Consider the following 23904-nt stretch of genomic DNA (forward strand, 5'->3'; position numbering starts at 1 on the left):
GCCGCCTACCGCCTCACCCTGCGCGCGGGACGCACATCTTCAGCCGAGGCCGGCAAGGCATTGTCAAGCAGTTCGGTCGGACCGCCCAGCGTGCGCGTCAGGCGGATGGCAGCCTTCAGCAACAGCGACGTCATCGCCTTGATATTGTTCCGCGTGAAGCGCAGCTTCGGCCCCGAGAGCGACAAGGCGCCAACGCATTTGCCAGCGGGGCCGAACACCGGGCAGGCAAGTCCGGCGCAATCCGGATCACGCTCGCCAAAGGACATTGCGATGCAGTCCTTTCGGATCTCGTCGTAGCCCTCGCCTTTCTCGCCGTCGAAGGCGAGGATGACGCGGCCGGCTGCGCCGCGGTCGAGCGGCAGGAGCATGCCGGCCTCGACCCGGTCGAGCGTCGAATGCTGGGAATCGACGCGGAAGACGCAGAGCCTGCGCTTGGCGTCATGCCGCACGTGATACGACGGGCTTTCGGTGCCGTCGGCCACGAGCTGCCGCAACAGCGGCACCACCCGATCATGCAGATTGTTGCTGCGCTGGTAGACCGCACCGAGCCGGAACGGCGTCGGGCCGAGATGATAACGACCGTCGGCGAACTGCACGAGATAGCCGAATTCCTGGAGCGACGTCATCAGCCGCAACAGTGTGCTCTTGTACATTTTGGTGCGCCGGGCGAGCTCGGCCAGAGTCATCGGCTCCGGCGCATCCTCGAAGGCCGCAAGGATGCTCAGGGCGCGGTCGACGGCGGCGACACCGGACGAAGGCATGCGGTCTCCTAGTCAGGGAATCCGGAGGGATCGATGAGCTTTGCGATGACGGGAAAATAAGCGTCGCCCATGCCCTTGTCGATCGTCTCCTGGAAGATCGTGCGCATCAGCGCGGCGCCGCGCAGATTGAGCCCGGCCCGCGCACCCAGCTCCAGCGCGTAAGAGAGATCCTTCATTGCATACTCGGTCGAGAACGCGCGCAGCGGAAACTCCTTGGCGACGATCGCCTTCATGCCATGGTTACGCAGGGCAAAACTGTCCGCCGACCCCTTGGACAGGGTCTCCAGCAGCAGCTTCGGCTCGACGCCGCTGTGTTTGGCGATCGCGACCGCTTCGGCCAGCGCATTGACGGTCTCGAACAGCACCATGTTGTTGAGGATCTTCGTGACCTGCCCGGCCCCGGTGTCGCCACAGAGGGTGACGTCCGTGGCGAAATGCCGGATCAGCGGCTCGACCTTCGCGAACTGCTCCACTGTCGCGCCAACCATGACGCTGAGCGTGCCGTCCTGCGCAGCCTGCCGCGTGCGCGCGATCGGCGCGTCGATCCAGAGCGCGCCCTTGTCAGCGAGTTGCTTCGCGAACGACCGCGTCAGGCCGACATCGGAGGTGCCGAGATCGACCACGGTTTGGCCGCTTCCGATGGCCGGCAGGATGCCTTCGAAGACCGACATCACATGCTTGGCACTGGGCAGGCACAGGAAGATCGTCTCGGTGCCGCCGACGACATCCTTGACCGATCTCGCCGCGGTCCCTCCATCCGCAACGATCCGCGCCAGCGGCTCTGCGGCGAGGTCGAACGCCAGCACCGGCCGCCCGCTCTTGCGCAAGAGGTTGCGGCAGATCGGCTCGCCCATGACACCGAGACCGATGAACCCAATCGAACCAGACATTCCGTTATTCTCCCTCGAAAATCCCATGACCGGGCGGGTGCAGGCCCGCCCGGTCGACGCATTCATTTCACCAGCGGACAGCCGCCTTCGCTCATCGGCCGGAACACCTCTTCGCCCGGCTTGGAGCTGACGATCCGGTAATAGTCGAACTTGTACTTGGACTCCTCCGGCTTCTTCACCTGAACCAGATACATGGTGTGCAGCACGCGCCCGTCGGCGCGGATCGCAACGTCCTTATTGTACATATCGTTGACTTTCATCTCGTGCATCTTGGCGGCAACGGCCGTCGCATCCGTCGTGCCCGCCGCCTTCACGGCGGCAAGATAGTGGTGGACGCCGCTATAGACCCCGGCCTGCACCATGCTCGCGACCTTGCCGTCCATCAGAGCGGCATAGCGCTTCGACCAGGCCCGCGTTTGCTCGTTGAGGTCCCAGTAGAACGAAGTCGTCACCTGCAAGCCCTGGGTGACCTTCAGGCCGAGGGAATTCACGTCCGTGATGAAGACGAGAAGACCGGCGAGCATCTGACCGCCTTCGACGATGCCGAACTCGCCCGCCTGCTTGATCGCGGTCTGCACGTCCGCGCCCGACGTCGCCAGCCCGACGACGTCGGCCTTGGAACCCTGCGCCTGCAACAGGAACGACGCGAAATCCGCGGTGCCGAGCGGATGGGCGGCCGAGCCGATCACCTTGCCGCCGGCGGCCTCGATGAATTTGGTCGCGTCGCGCTGAAGTGCGTGGCCGAAGGCATAGTCGGCCGTCACGAAGTACCAGGTCTTGCCGCCGGCCCGCGTGATCGCGTCGCTGGTGAGCTTCGACAGCGCGTAAGTATCGTAATTGAAGTGGAAGCTGACCGGCGAGCACAGAGCTGGCCCCGGTTGTTTGGACAGCGCCCCGCTGGATTTAAGTGGATTCCTGCCGGGTTATGCTGAACGCGGGGCTTTACGGTTTTGTCGTTGCGTCGGGAGGGCGTAGCCCGACCAGAGCGACGACAAAACCGTCGGCGACGGTCATGCGGCCATCACCATAGCTTGCGTGCCGAAGTAAGCCTCGTCGGGCGTGCGCCCGTCAAGGCTCGAGTGAGGGCGTCCCTGATTGTAGAAGGCCAGATACTTGGCAATTGACGCTCGCGCCTCGGACACGCTGTCGTAGGCGCGGAGATATACTTCTTCGTATTTGACCGTGCGCCAGAGCCGCTCGACAAACACGTTGTCGCGCCAGGCGCCCTTGCCGTCCATGCTGATGGCGATCTTCGCGTCCAGCAGCACATCGGTGAACTCGAGGCTGGTGAACTGGCTGCCCTGATCCGTGTTGAAAATCTCGGGCCTGCCGTGCTTCGCCAACGCCTCCTGGACCGCTTCGACGCAGAAGGCCGCCTCCATTGTGATCGAGACGCGATGGGCCAGGACCCGTCGGCTGAACACATCGACGACCGCCGCGAGATAGACGAAGCCACGCCGCATCGGAATGTAGGTGATGTCCATTGCCCACGCATGGTCGGGCCGCTCGATCTTCAATCCGCGCAACAGGTACGGGTAGATCTTGTGACCCGGAGCCGGCTTGCTCGTGTTCGGGCGACGATAGACCGCCTCGATCCCCATGCGCTTCATCAGCGTCGCGATGTGGCGGCGACCGGCGTATACGCCCTCCCGCCGCAGCAACGATCGCAGCATACGCGCTCCCGCGAAGGGATAATCGAGATGCAGCTCATCGAGCCGACGCATCAAGGCAAGGTCCTCGGCCGAAACTGGCCGAGGTTCATAGTAGACCGTGCTGCGAGCCAGCTTCAGGACCTTCGCCTGGCGCACGATAGAAAGATCATGATCGCGGTCGATCATCGCTTTGCGCTCAGCAGGCCCGCCTTGGTGAGCGCGCCGGACAAAAAATCGTTTTCCAACGCCAGCTCGCCGATCTTGGCATGTAACGCCTTCAAATCGACCGGCGTCTCGGCCGATGTCTTGTCATGCCCAAACACGCCGGCGGCGCCTTCCAGGAGCTGGTTTTTCCAGATCGTGATCTGGTTCGGATGAACATCAAACAGTTGCGCCAGCTCCGCCAGTGTCTTGTCGCCTTTGACCGCAGCCAAAGCAACCTTCGCCTTGAATGCCGGAGAATGCGTCCGGCGGCTCTTCTTCGTCATCTTCGCTCCTGATTCGCAGCAAGAATCCTCGCCGCTGTCAGGCAGAAAATCCACTCAAGCTACTGTCCGAATTTGCGGGGCCAGCTCTGTCCGCCGCCTCGAGCCCGATCAAGGCGCGGAATTCGTGCGCATGCTCGATGGCGAGATTGAGCACGATACGGCCCCCGATCGAGCAGCCCATCACCACCGGGCGCTCCAGCTTCAGCGCGTTGCAGAACGCACGGATGATCGCGGTGTAGCTTGCGGTGGTCAGCCGATATTCGGTGCCGTATTGGCTGTCCGGCGGATTGGACTTGCCGTGCCAGGGCATGTCGAAGGCGATGACGCGGAAATGCCTGGTGAACTCGTCATCCACGAGCAGATGTCGCCATTGCCGCGCATCGGAGCCGGCGGTGTGGAGGCAGACCAGTGGAATGCCGCTGCCGTTTTCCTCGAAGTAGATGCGGTTGATCTCTCCATTGACTTCGATATGGACGTAGCGTCCAATGATCGGCTCGATGAATCCGTTCATGGCGCACCTCCAAAACCGTTCTGTCGCGGCAGCGCCAAAAGATCCTTGAAGTACTGAAAGATGCGTCATGAAGGGATGCAGATCGCCTTCAAGCGTCGCATGGCCGCGCTTATTGATCGCCAGCAGATCGTGCCAGCCTGCCGGCGGCATCTGCTGCCAATAGGCGGCGAACGCGGCAGGTGTTGCGCGATAGGAAAAACGCCAGGAACGCATCAGCGCTGGAGCCGGCGTCATATCCACGATCTGCCCGGCGCGGATGGCAACGTGAAATGGCTGCGTGCTCGGCCCAAGCAGGCAGTCGACGTCGAGCCAGCGCCCGCGGGCGGTCAGAGCAGCATCGCGTGCCAGCAAGTCGGGGATTGCCTCGAAGGCCGTGATGACGGCGCCGGGCGTGAACGACACCGGCGGGCCACCGCCTTGATGGACGCGTTCGGATTCCATCGGTTCGTTCCTCCCTCTCCATCGTTCTGTTAGTCAGAACGTTATTCTATTTCACTTCCACTTCTATACAGGGCTTGTGAGCGAACTCAAGTGCATGGGGCCGCATGCGGTGCCGCGGGGAGGCCGCCCGTTCAGGGGTGAAGTTTTGTCTCGCCGCTGGCGCGGCCCGAAATCAGGCTTCGAGGACGCGCGCGAGCAGCCAATAGCCGCCGAGCAGGCCGATCACCGCGGACACTGCGTAGACCAGCCCCGCCGCCCTCACCGGCTCGGACCGATCCTCAGCACTCAGTCGATCGGCCAGGCGGAGGATCGGCAGCGCGACTGCGACGATCGCGACCTGTCCGATCTCGACGCCGATGTTGAAGGCGGCCAGTGCCGGCACCGCTGCGTTGGGCGGCAGCCCGATCTCGCGAAGCGCACCGGCGAAACCAAAACCGTGGATTAGTCCGAACAGAAAGGCCATGCGCCAGCGCTTGTCGACATCGCGCGAGAAGAAGTTCTCCACGGCCACGAAGACGATCGAGGCCGCGATCGCGGGCTCCACGAGGCTGCTCGGGATGACGAGGACATCAAGCGCGGCCAGCGACAAGGTGATCGAATGGGCGATGGTGAAGGCCGTCACGATCTTGACGACCGGAATGAGCCGTCTCGCCCACAGCACCACGGCAATCAGGAATGCGACGTGGTCGTAGCCGAGGAAGATGTGCTCGATACCCGTGAGGAGATAACGCTGCATCGTCGACCACAGCGGCGGCGGCGCGGTCGAGAGCGTGACCGTCGTGTTGCCGGCGTCGAGCAAGGCCTGCGCTTCCGATCTGCCCTGCGCGATCAGCACGACCTGTCGCGCGGCCGGGTCTTTCTCGGTCAGCACGGTCGAGCGATAGATCAGGTCGCCGGGGGCCTCGGCGCAGGCAAAGCTGTTGCGATAGATGATGCCGTCGCCGTCCGCCAGGATCGCTGCATCTCCGGCCGAACAAGCCCTGGCGCCGCCTGTCACATTCAGGTGCGTGCTCATATAGACGAGGATGGCGGATCTGGCAGCTTCGACCGCCGCAGGATCGACCGTATCCTGTCTTGCATCATAGGTCCTCGTGCCGATCAGGCGATCGACATCGCTGCCCTTCAATCCGATCTCGACGCTCACCGTGCGATCGGCGGTCAGCGCCACGCGCGCCGTGACGAGGTTGACCTGATGCGCTTCAGCCGGGAGAGCGATGCCGAGCAGCGCCGCGAACCACAGCAGCAGCGTGCACCTCACGATCCCGCTCCGTCACGCCAGCACATCCGCCACGACCGCCTTCAAGACATCCCGCACATCGGCCGGCTCCAGCCGCACCTGCAATCCGCGCTGGCCGCCATTGAGATAGACCAGCTCGTGCGCGAGCGCGCTCTGCTCGATCACGGTACGTACCGGCTTGCGCTGGCCGAACGGGCTGATGCCGCCGACCTTGTAGCCGGTGACGCGCTCCGCCTCGGGCGGCTTCATCATCTGCGCCGACTTGCCGACCGCGGCAGCGGCGAGCTTCTTCATCGAGACCTCCTGGTCAGACGGCACGATCACGCAGACCGGCTTGCCATCCACCAGCGCCATCAGCGTCTTCAGGACCCGTGCCGGGTCCTCGCCGAGGGCGGCAGCCGCCTGAAGGCCGATGCTCTCGGCGTCGGGATCGTAGTCGTAAGCATGGACGGTGAAGGCAACACCGGCGGCTGTGAGCGTGCGTGTAGCGGGCGTGACTTTGGACATGAGCCACGTTTACCACCGTCATTGCGAGGAGCGAAGCGATGCGATGGAATCCACACCCGCGCCACAAACCCGGTGTCGTCCCGGCGAACGCCGGGACCCATAACCCCAGGGAGGAATTTGGCGAAGACTCGTGGTCCGGGACTGCGACCGTCCCCACTCGAGTGAATCACGCGGTATGGGTCCCGGCGTTCCGCCGGGACGACACCGAGGGCCTGGCGGCTTCGTGACGTCGAAAGACCGCGGAGTGCGCCAAGTCCTACTCCGCCGCGTCCCGCATCTCCGCGCGCTCGGCACGCACCGCGCAGAACTTGAATTCGGGAATCTTGCCGAACGGGTCCAGCGCCGGGTTGGTCAACAGGTTCGCCGCTGCTTCCGCGTAGCAGAACGGCATGAACACCATGTTCTCCGGCACGTCGCGGTCGGAGCGGACCTTGACCTCGACGGCGCCGCGCCGTGTCTCCAGCCGAATGAAGTCGCCGGGTGCGAGCTGCTTCCTGCGCATGTCCTTCGGTGACATGAAGGCGACCGCCTCCGGCTCGATCTGGTCGAGCACCTGCGCGCGGCGCGTCATCGAGCCGGTGTGCCAGTGCTCCAGCACGCGGCCGGTCGAGAGCACCATCGGGTATTCGGCGTCAGGCAACTCGTCCGGCGGGATCACCTTGGCCGGCACGATCTTGCCGCGGCCGCTCGCGGTCGGGAAGCCCGTGGTGAAGATGATCTCGTTGCCGGGCTGGTCCGGACCGTCGACCGGATAGGTCACCGCGCCTTCACGCAGCAGCCGCTCCCAGGTGATGTTCTTCAGCGACGGCATCAGCTGCGCCATCTCGGTGAAGACGTCGCCGGCGCCGGCATAATTCCACGGCAGGCCCATGCGCTTGCCGATCTCCTGGATGATCCAGAGATCCTGCCGCGCATCGCCGGGCGGCTTGATCACCTGACGCGCGAGCTGCACGCGGCGGTCGGTGTTGGTGAACGAGCCCTCCTTCTCGGCGAAGGCCGAGGCCGGCAGGATGACGTCGGCGTGGAACGCCGTCTCGGTGACGAAGAGATCCTGCACCACGAGATGATCGAGCATGACCAGCGCCTGGCGGGCATGCTGGAGGTCGGGATCGGACATCGCGGGGTTCTCGCCCTCGATATACATGCCCTTGATCTCGCCCGCATGGATCGCGTTCATGATCTCGACCACGGTCAGGCCCCGGACGGGATCGAGATCCTGCTGCCAAAGCTTTTCGAAAGCGCCGCGCATGTCGTCGCGCCCGACCGGCTGATAGTCCGGCAGGAACATCGGAATCAGCCCGGCGTCGGAGGCACCCTGCACGTTGTTCTGGCCGCGCAGCGGATGCAGACCGGTTCCGGGACGGCCGACCTGGCCGGTGATCAGCGCCAGCGCAATCAGGCAGCGCGCATTGTCGGTGCCGTGGACATGCTGGCTGATGCCCATGCCCCAGAAGATGATCGACGATTTCGCCCGCGCATAGGTTCGCGCCACCTCGCGCAGCGTCTGCGCCGGGACGCCGCAGATCGGCTCCATCTTCTCCGGCGTGAACTCCTTGATCTTCTCCTTGAGGTCCTCGAACCCCTCGGTGTAGCCGGCGATGTACTGGTCGTCGGTGAGGCCCTCGGTGATGATCGTGTTGATCATCGCGTTCAGCATGGCGACGTCCGAGCCGGGCTTGAACTGCAGATGCTTGGTCGCATGACGCGACAGCGTCTGCCGGCGCGGATCCATCACGAACAGCTTTGCGCCGTTCTGCTTGACCGCGTTTTTGATGAAAGTCGCGGCGACCGGATGGTTCACGGTCGGGTTGGCGCCGATCACCCAGATCACTTCGGCATCCATCGCGGCGGAGAACGGCGCGGACACCGCGCCCGAGCTCAAGCCTTCGAACAGCGCTGCCACCGACGATGCGTGGCACAGGCGGGTGCAATGGTCGACGTTGTTCGAACCGAAACCGGTGCGCACCAGCTTCTGGAACAGATAGGCCTCTTCGTTCGAACCCTTGGCCGAACCGAAGCCGGCCAGCGCCTTCACACCCTTCTCGTCACGGATCTTGACGAGTCCCCTGGCCGCGATGTCGAGCGCTTCCTCCCAGCTCGCCTCGCGGAAATGGGTGAACGGATTGGCCGGATCGACTTGGTCGTTGGCGTCCTTCTTCGCATTCGGCAGCCGCACCAGCGGTTTGGTCAGGCGATGCGGATGGTGGATGTAGTCGAAGCCGAAGCGGCCCTTCACGCAAAGACGATTGTGATTGGCGGGGCCGTCGCGGCCCTCCGCATAGATCACCTTCTCGTCCTTGAGCTCGTAGGTCACCTGGCAGCCGACGCCGCAGAACGGGCAGAGCGAGTCGACCTTCCTGTCGGCATAGGTCACGCGGGTCTGCTTCTCGTCCAGCATCACGGCCGGCATCAAGGCGCCGGTCGGACAGGCCTGCACGCATTCGCCGCAGGCGACGCAGGTGGACTCGCCCATGGGATCGTCGAAGTCGAACACGATCTTGGCGCCATGGTTGCGATAGGCCATGCCGATGACGTCGTTGACCTGGACCTCGCGGCACGCGCGCACGCAGAGGCCGCACTGGATGCAGGCATCGAGATTGACGCGCATCGCCGGATGGCTGGCGTCGGTCGCCCAGCGCTCGGCGGCGGGGAAGCGGCTCTCGGTGACGCCCGTCGTCTCGGCCCAGTGCCAGAATTTCGAATCCGGATCGTGCGAGGTCTCGCGCGCCGGCTGGTCGGCGACGAGCAGCTCCATCACCATCTTTTGCGCCGACACCGCGCGCGCGGACTCGGTCTTCACCTTCATGCCAACCGACGGGGTGCGCTTGCAGGACGCCGCCAGCACGCGCTCGCCCTCGATCTCGACCATGCAGGCGCGGCAATTGCCGTCGGGGCGATAATCCGGTGCCGGCGAATAGCACAGATGCGGAATCTCGCGGCCCTGGCGCTTTGCCACCTGCCAGATCGTTTCGCCGGGATTGGCCTCGACCTGCTTGCCGTCGAGCTCGAACGTAATCTTCGTCATTCGGCCGCTTCCTTGAACTCGTCAGGGAAATATTTGATCACGGAGGACAGCGGATTCGATGCCGCCTGTCCGAGCCCGCAGATGGAGGCATCGCGCATCGCCTGGCTCAATTCTTCGAGCAAGACACGGTTCCAGACCGGCTTTTGCATCAGCAGCGCTGCCTTCTGGGTTCCGACCCGGCACGGCGTGCACTGGCCGCAGCTCTCGTCCTCGAAGAACTTCATCAGGTTCAGCGCCGCCGCACGCACGCTGTCCTTTTGCGACAGGATCACGATCGCGGCCGATCCGATGAAGCAGCCGTATTTCTCCAGCGTGCCGAAATCGAGCGGAATGTCGTCCATCGACGCCGGCAGAATGCCGCCGGACGCGCCGCCCGGAAGATAGGCGTAGAACTGATGGCCATCGGCCATGCCGCCGCAATATTCCTCGATCAGCTCGCGCACGGTGATGCCGGCGGGCGCGAGCTTCATGCCGGGATTCTTCACGCGCCCGGAGACCGAGAAGCTGCGCAGGCCGTGACGCTCGTGGCGGCCATGGCCCTTCCACCAGTCGGCGCCCTTCTCGACGATGTCGCGCACCCACCACAGCGTCTCGATGTTGTTGATCAGGGTCGGCAGGCCGAACAGTCCGACCTGGAACGGATAAGGCGGCTTGTGCCTGGGCAGGCCGCGCTTGCCCTCGATGCTCTCGAGCAGCGAGGATTCCTCGCCGCAGATGTAGGCGCCGGCGCCGCGCCGCATGTGCAGCGTCGGGCCGCCCGGCGGCAGCTTTGCAATCTCGCGCTGGAGGATCTCGCGCGCGGCCGGATATTCGTCGCGCAGATAGATGTAGACGTCGGAGGCCTGGACCACCTGCGCGCCGATCAGCATGCCCTCGATGAAACGATGCGGATCGGTTTCCAGATAGTAGCGGTCCTTGAACGTGCCGGGCTCGCCCTCGTCGCCATTGATCGCCATCAGCCGCGGGCCGGGCTCTCCCAGCACCGCGCGCCATTTGCGCCCCGTCGGGAAGCCGGCGCCGCCGAGCCCGCGCAGCGAGGCGTCGTCGAGCGCCTTCAGGAGATCGTCCTTCGGCAGCTCGCCCGAGCGTACACGGCCCAGCAGCTTGTAGCCGCCGCCGGCGACATAGGCGTCGTAGTCGACATATCCGGGCAGATGCGCGTGAGTGTCGCCGGCCTTTGCCGCCGCCATCACATTGTCGACGGTGGCGTGATCGACGAAGTTGTGACCGACCTCGGCAGCGGGTGCGGTGTCGCAGCGGCCGACACAGGGCGCGCGCACGACGCGGATGCCCGGTCCAGCTTTGCTTTGCAGATCTTGCAGCAGCTTCTCGCCGCCGAGCATCGCGCAAGTGAGGGAGTCGCAGACGCGGATGGTGAGCGGCGCAATATCCTGCTCGCCCTCCTTCACCACGTCGAAATGGGCGTAGAAGGTCGCGGTCTCGAACACCTCGGCGAAGGAGAGCTTCATCTCGTCGGCGACGGCTGCCAGATGCGCGGCCGAGATCTGGTGATATTTGTCCTGGATCAGGTGCAGATATTCGATCAGCAGGTCGCGCCGCCGTGGACGGTCGCCGAGCAGCAACTCAATTTCATGCGCAGCGGCCGGATCGACCTGGCGTCCCTTCGGGGTCGCCTTGGCGCGCCGGCGTCCCTCTCCGGGATGCTCGAAGGAGCGGACCTTGTGCACGTCGTCATGGCTCATCGATTCGTCCCGATCTCGACTTTTAGAACGGCTCCACTTCTAGCTTCTGGCATGCCAGATGCCAAGCGATTTCTCATGCACTCGGAAGCAGTTAAGCGCGGCCCAAGGCCAACCATGATTCCTGCCTGAACACAGCCTTGCGCTCGTCACAACGCGCCTGATGACAGAACGAAGCCCGAATTGGTCTGGAGATCAATAAAGGCTTCCCATGCTGCGATAGCGAAATCGTATCGCGGGAGCGCGCATGGCGCGCTGCCGGCGGTGAATGCGCGATCAGAAAATCTTGACCGCACTCTCCAGCGTCTTCCAGACACCCCAGGCGAGGGGCACGCCGACGAAGGCCCAGAACAGCGCCGTCTTGGCGTCGAGCCCGCCGAAGCCGATGCCGTAGGAGCCGTGCGGTCCTGCGGCGGCGGCGCTGGCGCTCGCGGCCTGGAGCTTGGCGACGTCGGCATCGCTCATGTGCCACTTCGAGTCGACGGGCTTGATCAGGTAGTTGCAGATCAGGCCTGCGACCAGCATCGCGCAGAGGATGTACATGGTGGTGTTGTAGAGCTGGTCGCGGGGAACGCCGGCCGCGAGCTGGAACTCGCGGATGTAGTTCACCACGACCGGGCCGATGATGCCCGCGGTCGACCATGCCGTCAGCAACCGGCCGTGGATGGCACCCACGAACTGGGTGCCGAACATGTCCGCGAGATAGGCCGGCACGGTGGCGAAGCCGCCGCCATACATCGACAGGATGATGCCGAAGCCGAGCACGAAGAGCAGCTTCGAGCCCATCGCCGCGAAGGTCGGGGCCAGCGCGTAAAGCACGATGCCGAGGATGAAGAACGTGTAGTAGGTGTTCTTGCGTCCGATCTTGTCCGACAGCGAGGCCCAGAAGAACCGGCCCCCGATGTTGAACAGCGACAGCAGGCCGGCGAAGCCCGCGGCGATGGCCGCGATCTGCGCCTTCTGTCCGGCATCGAGCTGATTGAAGCCGACGTCGGGCAGGCCGATCAACTTGCCGGCGAAGATCTCCTGAAGCATCGGCGAGGCCATGCCGATCACGCCGATGCCGGCGGAGACGTTGAGGCACAGCACCCACCAGATCAGCCAGAACTGCGGCGTCTTGTGCGCGTTATTCAGGTGGACGTTGTTCTTGGAGATCATCGCATTGGCCTTGACCGGCGCGGTCCAGCCCTCGGGCTGCCAGCCGGTCGGCGGAATGCGATAGCGGAACGCGCCGATCATCATGAACACGAAGTAGATGACGCCCATCGCAACGAACGTCTCCCAGACGCCGACCGAGGACGGGCTCTTGAAGTAGTTCATCAGGAGATTCGCCAGCGGCGCGCCGATCATGGCACCGCCGCCAAAGCCCATGATGGCCATGCCGGTCGCCATGCCGCGGCGATCCGGAAACCATTTCACCAGCGTCGACACCGGCGAGATGTAGCCGAGGCCAAGACCGACGCCGCCGATCACGCCCGAGCCCAGCCACATCAGCCAGAGCTGGTGGGTGTAGATGCCGATCGCGCCGAGAAACAGGCCGCCGCACCAGCACAGAGCTGCGACGAAGCCGGCCTTGCGCGGACCGACCCGCTCGAGCCAGCCGCCCCAGATCGCGGCGGAGACGCCGAGCAGCACGAAGAACAGCGTGTACATCCAGCCCAGGCTGGCGACCTTCCAGTCGCAGCTCGTGGTGAACAGCTCCTGCCACAGCGACATGTCCGGACAGGCCTTCGGCGCCGTGATGCCGATCGCGCGCGACAGCGGAAGCCAGAACACCGAGAAGCCGTAGGCCATGCCGATACAGAGATGGATGCACAGCGCCGCCGGCGGCACCAGCCAGCGATTGAAGCCGGCCGTCGCGATCGTGCGTTCACGATCGAGCAAGCCGGAAGCACCGACCGGTGCAAGAACAGTATCGGCAGTCGTCATAAGCATTACCTCCCAGGCGCGGCCTTGCCGGCAAATCGGTTTGAGACCGGTCGCGCGCGAGCTCGGCAGCCGCGCATGACAGGTCGAATTTCATGCCGAAGCGGAATTATCCGGTGCGCCTCGCGTCATATGCGCCGAGCAAGCAGCCGATCGCGGGTTGTCCCTTCGCCTCGCAATCAGCGTTGCAATGACGGCTATCGCGCCCTCATCCCCCTCAACACCCTGTCCTGAGATGAGCAACGCGCGTGCCAGAAGTCGCATCGTGACGATTCAACGACTTCCCGCAGCGCAATGTGCCGCGCCGGACAGAATGTCCTGGAAGCCTCGGACAAAATGTCCAATCAGGCCGCTTCCGGCAGCCACACCGTGAATGTACTTCCGGAGCCAACGCGGCTTTCGGCCGTGATCTGTCCGCCCTGGCGCTCGATCAGCGTTTGGCTGATGGAGAGGCCGAGCCCGGTGCCTTGCCGCCGCTTCGTGGTGTAAAAGGGATCGAATATCTTCTCGATCACCTCAGTGCTCATGCCGATGCCGGTGTCGGCGATCTCGATGGCGACGCCTTGATGGCCGTCGTGCTCGGCATCGAAGGCGTGGAGCGTCAGGGTTCCGCCGTCCGGCATGGCGTGGATCGCGTTGACGATGAGATTGACCAGTACCTGCTGCAGTTCGTTGCGGTTCATCAGCACGAGCCTGTTGGCGCGATCGTCCCTGACCACGGCGATCTCGGTCTTGTTCAGAAGATGCTGCACCAGCGGCAGACAGTCGGAGATGACGCTGGCCGGCGCATGGCGCTCGACATAGCCGGCATACTCCTCCGGCCTTGCAAACTGCAGCAGCTTGGTCACGATCTGGCTGATGCGGTGAATCTGCTCGTCGAGCAGGCGAAACTCGACCTTCGCCTTGTCGGCATCGGCGCCGAACACGCTGCGGATGACGTCGAGATTGCCCTGCATCACCGCGATCGGATTGTTGATCTCGTGGGCAACGCCGGCGGTGATCTCGCCGATCGCAGCCAGCTTCTCGGACATGATGAGCTGCTTGGTGGTGGCCTCGAGCTTGAGATTGGCGTGCTCGAGATCCCGGGTGCGCTCCCGCACGCGGACGTTCAGCTCCTCATTCCATTCCCGGAGCTGTCGGTCGCGCTCCTGGATCTGGTCGAGCAGACTGTCGAGATGAACCGCGACGCGGCCGATCTCGTCACCCAACACCGGCATGCTGGTGCGGGCGGAGAGGTTCCCGCGCTCCACCTCGGCGATCGTCGCCGTGACGCGCTCCAGCGGCATGAAGATGGAGGTCGCCCAGCGCAGGAAGATCGGCACGGTCGCGGCGGTGATCGCGATGAACGCTGCGACGATGATCACCAATGTCTGGTATTTGGCTTCGCTGAACGGCTTCTCCAGGAAGCCGACATAGAGCATGCCGACCCGCTTGCCATAACTGTCGACCAGCGGCTCGTAGGCGGAGATGTACCAGTCATTGACCACGAAGGCACTGTCGAGCCAGGTGCGCCCCTCGCCCAGCACGGCCGAGCGCACCGCCGCCGACACGCGCGTGCCGAGCGCGCGCCGTCCCTCGAACAGGCGGACGTTGGTCGATATCCGCACGTCGTCCAGGAACAGCGTCGCGGTGCCTTGGCTGCCCTCCGGCAGGCTCGCCGCGCGATAGACAAGGTCGTTGATCGTGTCGATGAATTCCAGGTTCTGGTTGAGCAGGGTGCCGCCAACCAGCGCAGCGGCGCCACCGTCGGGCAGCATCGCCCGACTCGCCGCATGCACGACCATGCCGCGCGTCTCCGTGCTGCGGTCGGTCGGCACCGCGTTCGGGGTCGGCACGAGGTCCAATCGCGCGCGCTCGGCCAGGGCCGGCGAAATTGCGGCGAGCTCGTCATTGCCGAAAATGTCGACGCCCGTCGCAGGGACCTGGCCCGACAGCGCCGACATGATGATCGGCCAGTCACTTCTCGGCTGATGCTGCAACGGCGGCGATGAAGCCAGGACGTCGCCGCGACCGTTGGTCAGATACAGGAAATCGAGACCGATTTCCCTGCGGGTCTCGTCGAGCAGCTTCTGCAGGGAGCTGCGCGCCTCCGGCGCCAGCACCTCGTGGAAGCGGGCCGACAGGCTGAGCGCCCGGATCTGGACGCCGGTCTTTTCCAGGATGCGGGCAAGATATTGGTGGGCAATGGTGAGATCGCCGTTCACCTTGGAGATCAGGGTCGCGTCGAATTTCGCGTTCCAGCGATAGATCGCAACGCCGAGCAGGAGCGGCAGGATGACCAGCATCGGCAGCAGCGCGATCGCGAGCAGCCGGAAGCGGACGGAGCGTCCCCGCACGGGCTCGTCGCTGCGGCCGGCAGCATCAGACATCCCACAACGCGCATTTGCGGTCGATGGTCTTGCGCGAGATACCGAGGCGCCGAGCCGCCTCCTCGCGGTTGCCATTGACCTCCTTCAGCACGCCGAGAATGTGACGGCGCTCGAGTTCCGCAAGACTGTCGGCAGGCGCCGACTGACCGTTGTTGCGGGGACCGGCGAAATCGTCGGGGAAGGCGCCGAGGATCAGCGTGCGCTCGATCAAATTGCGCAGCTCGCGCACATTGCCCGGCCAGTCATAGCTTGCGAGCGCCGCCCGCACCGAGGCGTCGATCGGCACCGGCGGCATGCCGAACTGCACCGACAGCTTGCTCATGAAGATGGTGGCAAGCTCCTGCACGTCGTCGCCGCGATCCTTCAGGAGCGGCAGGCGGATCTGCATCACGTTGAGCCGGTAGAACAGATCGGCCCGGAAGCGGCCCTTCTCGACCTCCTGCTGAAGCTCGGCATTGGTCGCGAAGATGAAGCGCAGGTCGACCGGAACTTCACGCTCGGAGCCGACCGGACGGACGCGGCGGTCTTCGAGCACGCGGAGCAGCTTGCTCTGCATCGGCAGCGGCAGCTCCCCGATCTCGTCGAGGAACAGCGTGCCGCCATGGGCATACAGGAACAAGCCCTCGCGGCCCGAATCGGCGCCGGTGAAGGCGCCCTTGATGTGTCCGAACAGCTCGGCCTCGATCATGTCCGGCGGGATCGCCGCGCAATTCACCGGCACGAAGGGCTTGTCGGCGCGGTCGGACAGCGAGTGGATCGACCGCGCTGCCACTTCCTTGCCAGTGCCGGATTCGCCGGTGAGGAGGATCGAGGTCGGCAGGCGCGCGACGCGTGCGATGGTCTCATCGCACGCGCAGCGTCGCTGCCGACTGTCCGACCAGATTGTCGCGCAGAAAGGTGCGGTCGGACGAGGCACGCAGAGCGTAGCGCAGGACATAATTCTCGCGCTGGAGACGGACGCGGTCGAGGCATCGTGCCACCGCGTTGAGGATCTGATTGGAGCGGAACGGCTTGAGCACGAAATCGGCCGCACCGGCGCGCAGGGCCTGGATCGCGGTGTCGAGGTCGGCATAGGCGGTGATCAGGATGGCATCGGCGAAGAAGCCGACGGCGCGCTGCTCGGCGAGCCAGTCGACGCCATTCTTCGATCACCCATGTTGATGCCCCTCCTTGTTAGGCTGACAGATTCTTAGATCAAGTTGCGCGATGACGTGGTTTCGAAGGTCTCCGATGGCGTGAAGAACGGATGGTGTATTCGGGAAGAGATAGGCGCCGCTGGGCTGGCGATCAATTAGCAAACGCTTGGTTCGGATCTGAACATAGAGCCAGTTTACTGGAATCTCGAGCCTTCGGGCCAGTTCGGGCGGGCTGAGGTATGAGTCGTCATGCTCCCATCGGCTGCGCTGGGCAGTTACCTTGATGGCGGCGGCACGACGGAGCCGCCCAACGGTGATAGGCAGCACCTTATCGGCGCAACGGGGAGAGCGGTGACCTTCCCGAGTAAGGATTGTGGCGATCTTGTCGTCTGGGACGCCGTCGCGAGCGAGCGTCAGAAGGCGTTCCCGCATCTCTGTGCCTCGCGTCAATCTGGTGACGGAGTTGACGCTCATCTTCACTTCGAGCTCCGTCACGGCGCCTCCCCGCCAGACGATCCTAGCCAGGGCCAAGTCGCGCTCACCGCGGTCGAGAACGACCTTTTCGATGAGACATCGCAACAACGCCTTGCGATGCGCATCCGAGATAGTCTCGTCACCCCATATCTGCGGGAGGCGGCCGGTGAGGCTGATGACCTTGTCGTTGAGCTCCTTGCTTATGGCCACTTGTGTGATGGCTTTGGGCGGCGTCTGTCGGGCAAGCGCCTCTTCGGCGGCGCGCACGTCGTTTAGCGCCGCTTCCCATCGACGCTCGAGTTCCGAGGCGACCAACCGATTATCTGGATCAGCTCGGTTGAACTGCCGTTCGGCGAGCGCCGCCGTGTATCGCTTGCGCTCGAGCTCTCGTTCTGCACTGGAGCGTAGCGCATTGTTCGTCTGCTGCTGCACCCGGCGGGAGCGCGACAAGGCATCGAGTTCGGCCGGCGCTAGTACCAACTTTTCTTGGAACGTGAGTCGTGATTCAAGGTCGGGATGATACCCGAAGCAAGAGAAGTCCACCTTTCGAGGAAAGATCGCAAGGTGCTTGAGGCGTGCTGTCGCTCACCGGTGACGTTGCAGCGCGATTTGAAGCGGGCGCGGATAGTTCTATTGGCGGCGGATGGGCGCAGCACCCGGTCGATCGCCAAGGAAGTTGGGGTCCAGCCGCGGATTGTCAGCCTTTGGCGGCATCGCTATGCCGACCATGGCCTTGAAGGGCTGCAAGACAAGCCGCGGCCTGGCAAGCAGCCGATCTATACGAAGACGACCGACAAGCGGATTCTGAAGCTGCTGGATAAGCCGCCACCGCAAGGGTTTGCGCGCTGGACCGGCCCCCTGCTGGCCGAGGCGCTGGGCGATGTCGATGTCCAATATGTCTGGCGGTTCCTGCGCAGCCACAAGATTGACCTGGTGGCTCGCAAGTCCTGGTGCGAGAGCAACGACCCGAACTTTACGGCCAAAGCCGCCGATGTTGTCGGCCTCTATGTCGCGCCGCCGGCGAAGGCCATTGTGCTGTGCGTGGACGAGAAGCCCTCGATCCAGGCTTTGGAGCGAGCGCAGGGTTATCTGAAGTTGCCCAATGGCCGCGCCTTGACCGGCCAAAGCCACGATTACAAGCGGCATGGCACCACAACATTGTTTGCGGCGCTCGAAGTCGCCACCGGAAAGATCATCGCGACCCATTCAAAACGCCGGCGCCGCGTCGAGTTTCTCGATTTCATGAACAGCGTCACCGCGGCTTTTCCGAACCGCAAGCTTCACGTCATCCTCGACAACCTCAACACCCATAAAAAGAACGAGGACTGGCTCAAGGCCCACCCCAACGTGCAATTTCATTTCACGCCGACAAGTGCGTCATGGCTCAATCAGGTCGAAGTATGGTTTTCCATCTTGCAGGGGCAGTCGCTCAGCGGCACCTCCTTCACGAGCCTCAAGCAGCTTCAGGAACACATCGATGCCTACGTCAACGCATACAACGACAGAGCCGAGCCCTTCGTCTGGACCAAGAAAAAGGTCCGTCAACGCCGTTTCAAAGGCCGCCGTATCACTCAGCTCTGATTCCGGGTACTAGTGCGGTTAGGAATGCGTCGCCAACGGCTGCATCGATATGGGCGGCGCGGATGTGTTGGCAGGTTGGCTGACCTTCCTGGGTACGCAGGTGATTGCATACATATTCGCCGCCGCCCTTGTAGCGGACGTACATCTTATGGCCACATCGTGCGCACCAGGCAATGCCGTGGAGCAGGAGCTCGCCATTGCGAGGCGCGCCGCGGGTTTTGATGCGCATGTATTCGGCTCGGTTATCTCTGATGACGGATCGGATTTTTTCATAAATTGGCCAGTCGATATAGGCTGGATATCGATCTTTAACGACGATCCGCCACTCCTCCATCGGCCGCGGAGCCTTTTGTGGCAGGGCCCCCTCCCGCTTCGGCGGCCGGAAGCGGGTTCGTCCATAGACAAAGGCGCCCGCGTATGCGGGGTTCTTCAAGATCGCCGCGACGGCAGCCAGCGTCGCGCGCGTCCAGCACAAATCGCCATATCGATCACGACGCGGCAGTTCCAGGTCACGCTCGTTCAACGCTCGCATGACCTTGGCAACGCTGCGCAGCTGCAGGAATAACTGGAAGACGAGACCGAGCCGCCCTTGCACGGCCATGTCGGGATCCTTAACGACCACACCGCTCGGGTCCCGCATCAGCCCGATTGGCAGCATAACCGCAAGTTCGCCGCGTTCGGCTTTGGCCAGCAGGCCGGCGGTCAGCCGGCTGCGGATCGTATGTAGCTCAAGCTCGGAGATCGAACCCTTCAGCCCGAGAAGCAACCGTCCGTTGGGAGTGCCCGGATCATAGACACCATCGCGGTCGGCGATCAGGCAGCCACGTAGACCACAGATATCCAGGAGCGGATACCAGTCGGTACAATTACGCGCCAAGCGGGTCACGTCGATCGACAGGATGAGTCCCACTTCACTCAGGCCAACACGGCCAACGAGTTCCTTGAAGCCGTTACGCTGTGCTATAGACGCGCCGCTCAACCCGAGATCGGCATCAATCACGTCGATGGCCGCCTCACGCCAATCCGAGTTCGCGGGCGCGCTGGCGAAGCGCGTATTGAAGGCGCAGGCTCTCCTGATTGCTTACGACCTGATGGGGCGTCGACTGCCGGATGTAGACTACGGCTTTGCGCGCCAAGTGGCTTGGTGTGACCAGCTCGGACTTCATGAGGGATCTCCGCCAAAATTGCGGCGACGTCTTCGACGATCTGGCGTCGGAGCGCGGGCGTCAGCGTCGACCAAAGATCGGCTGGATCCATGCTCATGTGCGTCGGGACAATCCGCTGTCGATAAAAGCTCGAGTAGAGCCTCCATACTCAGCTTAATCTGATTTGCCTCTTGCTCATAATATTCGATTGCGGTTGCTTGAATCAGAAGACTGCTTCCTGCGCGATACTCAACTTCATACGAAGCGGGAATGCCTCGGCCTCGCTGACCGATCTTCCTAATCACTCGATATGAGCGCCCCCACAAAGGATGGTGGGGGTCCCGAACCTCGACCACCTCCGGAAATGATTCGTCAGACTCACTATCAGGGACATTCCTCAATCCCCTCGTTGCCGGGCATGATGTTGTCGAGAATGACGACGTCGTAGCGGTTGGAATCGAGCTTGCGCGAAGCCTGGTCGGTATCGGCCGCCTCGTCCACTAGCTTGCAGCGCGGCGCAAGCGTGCGCACCAGGAAGTTGCGCATGCCCGGCTCGTCGTCAACGATCAGGATGGAGGCCTGCGCCAGCGCGCTGAACTCCGGCCCTGCGGCCGTCTTGCCGAGCTTGACGTCAGGCTCGCGTCCCACCGCGGAATTTGCGGTTGCGCTTGCCCTCGATGTTGAGAAAGTCATGCCCGATGTCTTAGGTTTGAGAATCTTGGGTTTGAGATCATCCACCGCAACAATCGGCGTCTTTCGCATTGCAGCGAAGCTACGGCCGTTCCCCCGCAGGCGCAGCATAGTCAAACGTCGCCGCCGTGAACATTCGCCCTTTTACAGGGCGCCGCTCTTTTCGACCAGGAACACGATGCGCGCCTCGTTGCGCTCGGTGATCTCGACCTTGTCGCCGGTCTCGCGGATCAGGTTCGGAATGTCAATCACCGACAGGGGATCGGTGCAGTGAACCTCGAGCTGATCACCCGGCTGCAAGGGCTTGAGCGCCTTGCGCGTCTTGAGGGCGGGCAGCGGGCATTTCAGTCCGGTGAGATCGAGCGTCGTTCGGGTCATGGCTGCAACATGGCGGGACCAGTCGATCGCGTCAACGCAAAGGCGCCTAGTACCCGGAATCAGAGCTGAGTGATACGGCGGCCTTTGAAACGGCGTTGACGGACCTTTTTCTTGGTCCAGACGAAGGGCTCGGCTCTGTCGTTGTATGCGTTGACGTAGGCATCGATGTGTTCCTGAAGCTGCTTGAGGCTCGTGAAGGAGGTGCCGCTGAGCGACTGCCCCTGCAAGATGGAAAACCATACTTCGACCTGATTGAGCCATGACGCACTTGTCGGCGTGAAATGAAATTGCACGTTGGGGTGGGCCTTGAGCCAGTCCTCGTTCTTTTTATGGGTGTTGAGGTTGTCGAGGATGACGTGAAGCTTGCGGTTCGGAAAAGCCGCGGTGACGCTGTTCATGAAATCGAGAAACTCGACGCGGCGCCGGCGTTTTGAATGGGTCGCGATGATCTTTCCGGTGGCGACTTCGAGCGCCGCAAACAATGTTGTGGTGCCATGCCGCTTGTAATCGTGGCTTTGGCCGGTCAAGGCGCGGCCATTGGGCAACTTCAGATAACCCTGCGCTCGCTCCAAAGCCTGGATCGAGGGCTTCTCGTCCACGCACAGCACAATGGCCTTCGCCGGCAGCGCGACATAGAGGCCGACAACATCGGCGGCTTTGGCCGTAAAGTTCGGGTCGTTGCTCTCGCACCAGGACTTGCGAGCCACCAGGTCAATCTTGTGGCTGCGCAGGAACCGCCAGACATATTGGACATCGACATCGCCCAGCGCCTCGGCCAGCAGGGGGCCGGTCCAGCGCGCAAACCCTTGCGGTGGCGGCTTATCCAGCAGCTTCAGAATCCGCTTGTCGGTCGTCTTCGTATAGATCGGCTGCTTGCCAGGCCGCGGCTTGTCTTGCAGCCCTTCAAGGCCATGGTCGGCATAGCGATGCCGCCAAAGGCTGACAATCCGCGGCTGGACCCCAACTTCCTTGGCGATCGACCGGGTGCTGCGCCCATCCGCCGCCAACAGAACTATCCGCGCCCGCTTCAAATCGCGCTGCAACGTCACCGGTGAGCGACAGCACGCCTCAAGCACCTTGCGATCTTTCCTCGAAAGGTGGACTTCTCTTGCTTCGGGTATCATCCCGACCTTGAATCACGACTCACGCTCCACGAAAAGTGGGTACTAGAGCAGACCTGCGTAGGACAGGAAGCCGACGTCCTGCCCCGGCTCGACATTCGTGATGTCCTCGCCGAGTTCGACGAGGCCGTCGGTCTCGACCAGCGAGGACAGCAGCCCGGCCCCTTCGCGCGGAAACTTGATCGCCTCGAGCGCACCGTCCTGCGCGCGCCGCAGGGAGGCGCGCACATATTCCCGCCGGCCGGCCTTCTTCTTGTAAGTGAACGCCGCGCGCAGCGGGATGGGCGTCAACGGCTCCGGCAAGCCACCCGCGAGCGCCAACACCGTCGGTCGCACCACATGGGCGAACGTCACAAAGCTCGCGACGGGATTGCCGGGCAATCCGATCAGCGGCGTGCCGCCGATGATGCCCATCGCCACAGGACGTCCGGGCTTGATCGCCATCCGCCACAGCACCAGCGAGCCGATGCTCTCGACCGCCGCCTTGACGTGATCCTCCTCGCCGGTCGAGACACCGCCGGTGGTGAGGATCAGGTCATGGTGACCCGCGACCTGCTTCAAGCCGTTCGCGAGCGACGTCCGCTCGTCGCGCAGAATGCCGAGGTCGCTGACCTCGCAGCCGAGCCGGCGCAGCATCGCCATCAGCATGAAACGGTTGGAATCGAACAGCTGCGAGGCGGTGCGCGGTTCGCCGGGCGACGCCAATTCGTCGCCGGTCGAGAACACGGCGACACGGATGCGCCTGACGACCTCGAGCCCCGTCAGGCCGAATGCGGCGGCAAGGGCGACATGCTGCGGTCGCAAGCGCTGGCCGGCACGGAGCGCGACGTGACCTTGCGGAATGTCCTCGCCTGCGGGACGGACATTGGCCCCACGCTTCAACCCCGGCGGCAGCACGATCCTGCCGGAATCATCGATGCGGACGTCCTCCTGCATGAAGACGGTGTCCGCATCGGGCGGCATCGGCGCGCCGGTGAAGATGCGCGCGGTGTGACCGGGCTTGATCGGCGCCTGTGCAAGACCACCGGCCTGGATGCGACCGTCGAGCGGGAATGCCCGTTCGGCGCTTTCCGGAAGGTCGGCGTTGCGCAGGGCGTACCCGTCGACGGCGGAGTTGGTGAACGGCGGCAGCGGCAAAGGTGCGGCCACATCGCGCACGAGCACGCGGCCGTCGGCATCGACCAGCGCCACGGTTTCGAGATCGACAATCGCGTTGACACGCGTCGTGATGAGGCCAACGGCTTCGTCGACCGACATCATAGGACCGCCGAAGGCAAAACAATCGTCCGATAGTTGCGCCATGGTGCCTCGTCAGCGTATCGCGGCGCTCTTTGCCACCGCTTCCTCGACCGGCATCGCCGCGCGCAGCAACAGTTCCGCGGCAGCCGCGATATCGTCGAGATGGACAGTCGGCAGCCTTGTGTCAATCGCGACGTCGCTCGCGATTCCGGCAATCCCGGGATCATCGGGAAACAGCAGCGGCTTGCCATTGCCGGCGCGGTGCACCTCGATCTTGCGGTGCGGCTCACGCTTGAAACCCTCGACCACGACGAGATCGACGGCGGAGAGCTTGCCGAGCAGCTCCGGCAGCCGCGGCTCCGCCGCCCCGCGCAGCTCATGCATCAGGGCCCAGCGGTTCGAGGAAGCGACCAGCACCTCCGCCGCGCCGGCCTCACGATGGCGCCAGGAATCCTTGCCGGGCACGTCGACGTCGAACTGGTGATGCGCATGCTTGATCACGGAAACGCGCAGGCCTTGCGCATTGAAATGCGGGATCAGCCGCGTCAACAGCGTGGTCTTGCCCGCACCGCTCCAGCCCGCAAGACCGATGACTTTCATAACCGTTCGACTCCGCCAACGGCTCGCTGGCCG

General features: G+C 63.6%; 19 protein-coding genes and 2 pseudogenes. 1 reads left to right on the forward strand and 20 read right to left on the reverse strand.

The annotated features are described in order from the left end of the window. Positions 1-5: 5 nt before the first annotated feature. From ABIF91_RS06945 to ABIF91_RS07005, 13 genes and pseudogenes are all read right to left on the reverse strand, one after another. Complete coding sequence (locus ABIF91_RS06945) at positions 6-761, reverse strand: IclR family transcriptional regulator (protein WP_424578827.1); 756 nt, start codon at positions 759-761, stop codon at positions 6-8. Positions 762-769: 8 nt separating this feature from the next. Next, a complete protein-coding gene (locus ABIF91_RS06950; protein ID WP_028178247.1) occupies positions 770-1651 on the reverse strand; it encodes an NAD(P)-dependent oxidoreductase in 882 nt (293 codons plus the stop codon). 62 nt (positions 1652-1713) lie between these two features. Continuing rightward, positions 1714-2541, reverse strand: a complete 828-nt coding sequence (locus tag ABIF91_RS06955; protein ID WP_424579088.1) for an ABC transporter substrate-binding protein — start codon at positions 2539-2541, stop codon at positions 1714-1716. 120 nt (positions 2542-2661) lie between these two features. Further along, positions 2662-3791, reverse strand: a protein-coding gene (locus ABIF91_RS06960; protein WP_129557670.1) for an IS3-like element ISRj2 family transposase whose coding sequence is annotated in 2 segments (ribosomal slippage) — positions 2662-3539 and positions 3539-3791 — 1131 coding nt in all. Because the reading frame shifts where the segments join, the coding sequence is not laid out codon by codon here. Positions 3792-3828: 37 nt separating this feature from the next. Further along, the gene (locus ABIF91_RS06965) at positions 3829-4743 is read right to left on the reverse strand and encodes an alpha/beta fold hydrolase (protein ID WP_424578828.1); all 915 of its coding nucleotides are present in this window, start codon (positions 4741-4743) and stop codon (positions 3829-3831) included. A 172-nt stretch (positions 4744-4915) separates the two neighbouring features. After that, on the reverse strand, positions 4916-6001 hold the full coding sequence (locus tag ABIF91_RS06970; RefSeq protein ID WP_028178251.1) for a HupE/UreJ family protein: 1086 nt from the start codon (positions 5999-6001) through the stop codon (positions 4916-4918). Positions 6002-6013: 12 nt separating this feature from the next. Then, positions 6014-6487, reverse strand: coding sequence for a Cys-tRNA(Pro) deacylase (ybaK, locus tag ABIF91_RS06975; RefSeq protein ID WP_424578829.1), 474 nt, complete (start codon positions 6485-6487; stop codon positions 6014-6016). 256 nt (positions 6488-6743) lie between these two features. Beyond that, positions 6744-9512 (reverse strand): formate dehydrogenase subunit alpha, encoded by a 2769-nt coding sequence (fdhF, locus tag ABIF91_RS06980; RefSeq protein ID WP_028178253.1) that lies wholly within the window; start codon positions 9510-9512, stop codon positions 6744-6746. After that, the gene (locus ABIF91_RS06985; protein ID WP_028178254.1) at positions 9509-11215 is read right to left on the reverse strand and encodes an NADH-ubiquinone oxidoreductase-F iron-sulfur binding region domain-containing protein; all 1707 of its coding nucleotides are present in this window, start codon (positions 11213-11215) and stop codon (positions 9509-9511) included. The genes fdhF and ABIF91_RS06985 overlap by 4 nt, the downstream gene beginning before the upstream one ends. A gap of 273 nt (positions 11216-11488) precedes the next feature. Next, positions 11489-13141: an OFA family MFS transporter gene (locus ABIF91_RS06990; RefSeq protein WP_028178255.1), complete on the reverse strand. Its 1653-nt coding sequence runs from the start codon at positions 13139-13141 to the stop codon at positions 11489-11491. A gap of 341 nt (positions 13142-13482) precedes the next feature. Then, positions 13483-15507 carry a sensor histidine kinase gene (locus ABIF91_RS06995; protein ID WP_424578830.1) on the reverse strand — a complete coding sequence of 675 codons (2025 nt, stop codon included), beginning with the start codon at positions 15505-15507 and terminating at the stop codon, positions 13483-13485. Further along, positions 15500-16652: pseudogene (locus ABIF91_RS07000) on the reverse strand (sigma-54-dependent transcriptional regulator); the annotation flags it as partial. The gene ABIF91_RS06995 and the pseudogene ABIF91_RS07000, both read right to left, overlap by 8 nt. 3 nt (positions 16653-16655) lie before the next feature. Next, a complete protein-coding gene (locus ABIF91_RS07005) occupies positions 16656-17549 on the reverse strand; it encodes a hypothetical protein (protein WP_249169981.1) in 894 nt (297 codons plus the stop codon). Between the two features lie 84 nt (positions 17550-17633). Between ABIF91_RS07005 and ABIF91_RS07010 the strand changes: the two genes are divergently transcribed. Further along, positions 17634-18698: an IS630-like element ISRj1 family transposase gene (locus ABIF91_RS07010; RefSeq protein WP_026192128.1), complete on the forward strand. Its 1065-nt coding sequence runs from the start codon at positions 17634-17636 to the stop codon at positions 18696-18698. Here ABIF91_RS07010 and ABIF91_RS07015 read toward each other — a convergent pair. The 7 genes and pseudogenes from ABIF91_RS07015 to mobB form a co-directional block, all read right to left on the reverse strand. Continuing rightward, entirely contained in the window at positions 18685-19698 is a 1014-nt protein-coding gene (locus ABIF91_RS07015) for a recombinase family protein (RefSeq protein ID WP_424578831.1), read from the reverse strand. The two genes, ABIF91_RS07010 and ABIF91_RS07015, sit on opposite strands and share 14 nt — an antisense overlap. Before the next feature lie 13 nt (positions 19699-19711). Continuing rightward, positions 19712-19864: a hypothetical protein gene (locus ABIF91_RS07020; RefSeq protein ID WP_424578832.1), complete on the reverse strand. Its 153-nt coding sequence runs from the start codon at positions 19862-19864 to the stop codon at positions 19712-19714. Between the two features lie 375 nt (positions 19865-20239). Then, positions 20240-20536, reverse strand: a pseudogene (locus ABIF91_RS07025) (response regulator); the annotation flags it as partial. A 141-nt stretch (positions 20537-20677) separates the two neighbouring features. Next, positions 20678-20911, reverse strand: a complete 234-nt coding sequence (locus ABIF91_RS07030; RefSeq protein ID WP_035682848.1) for a sulfurtransferase TusA family protein — start codon at positions 20909-20911, stop codon at positions 20678-20680. 59 nt (positions 20912-20970) lie between these two features. Continuing rightward, positions 20971-22035 carry an IS630-like element ISRj1 family transposase gene (locus ABIF91_RS07035; protein ID WP_424578833.1) on the reverse strand — a complete coding sequence of 355 codons (1065 nt, stop codon included), beginning with the start codon at positions 22033-22035 and terminating at the stop codon, positions 20971-20973. Between the two features lie 42 nt (positions 22036-22077). Then, positions 22078-23334 (reverse strand): gephyrin-like molybdotransferase Glp, encoded by a 1257-nt coding sequence (glp, locus tag ABIF91_RS07040; protein ID WP_035677702.1) that lies wholly within the window; start codon positions 23332-23334, stop codon positions 22078-22080. 9 nt (positions 23335-23343) lie between these two features. Beyond that, positions 23344-23871 carry a molybdopterin-guanine dinucleotide biosynthesis protein B gene (gene mobB, locus ABIF91_RS07045; protein ID WP_028181370.1) on the reverse strand — a complete coding sequence of 176 codons (528 nt, stop codon included), beginning with the start codon at positions 23869-23871 and terminating at the stop codon, positions 23344-23346. Between the last annotated feature and the right edge of the window lie 33 nt (positions 23872-23904).

Origin of the sequence: Bradyrhizobium sp. USDA 241 (assembly GCF_049739505.1) — a bacterium.
Classification (GTDB): Bacteria; Pseudomonadota; Alphaproteobacteria; order Rhizobiales; family Xanthobacteraceae; genus Bradyrhizobium; species Bradyrhizobium liaoningense.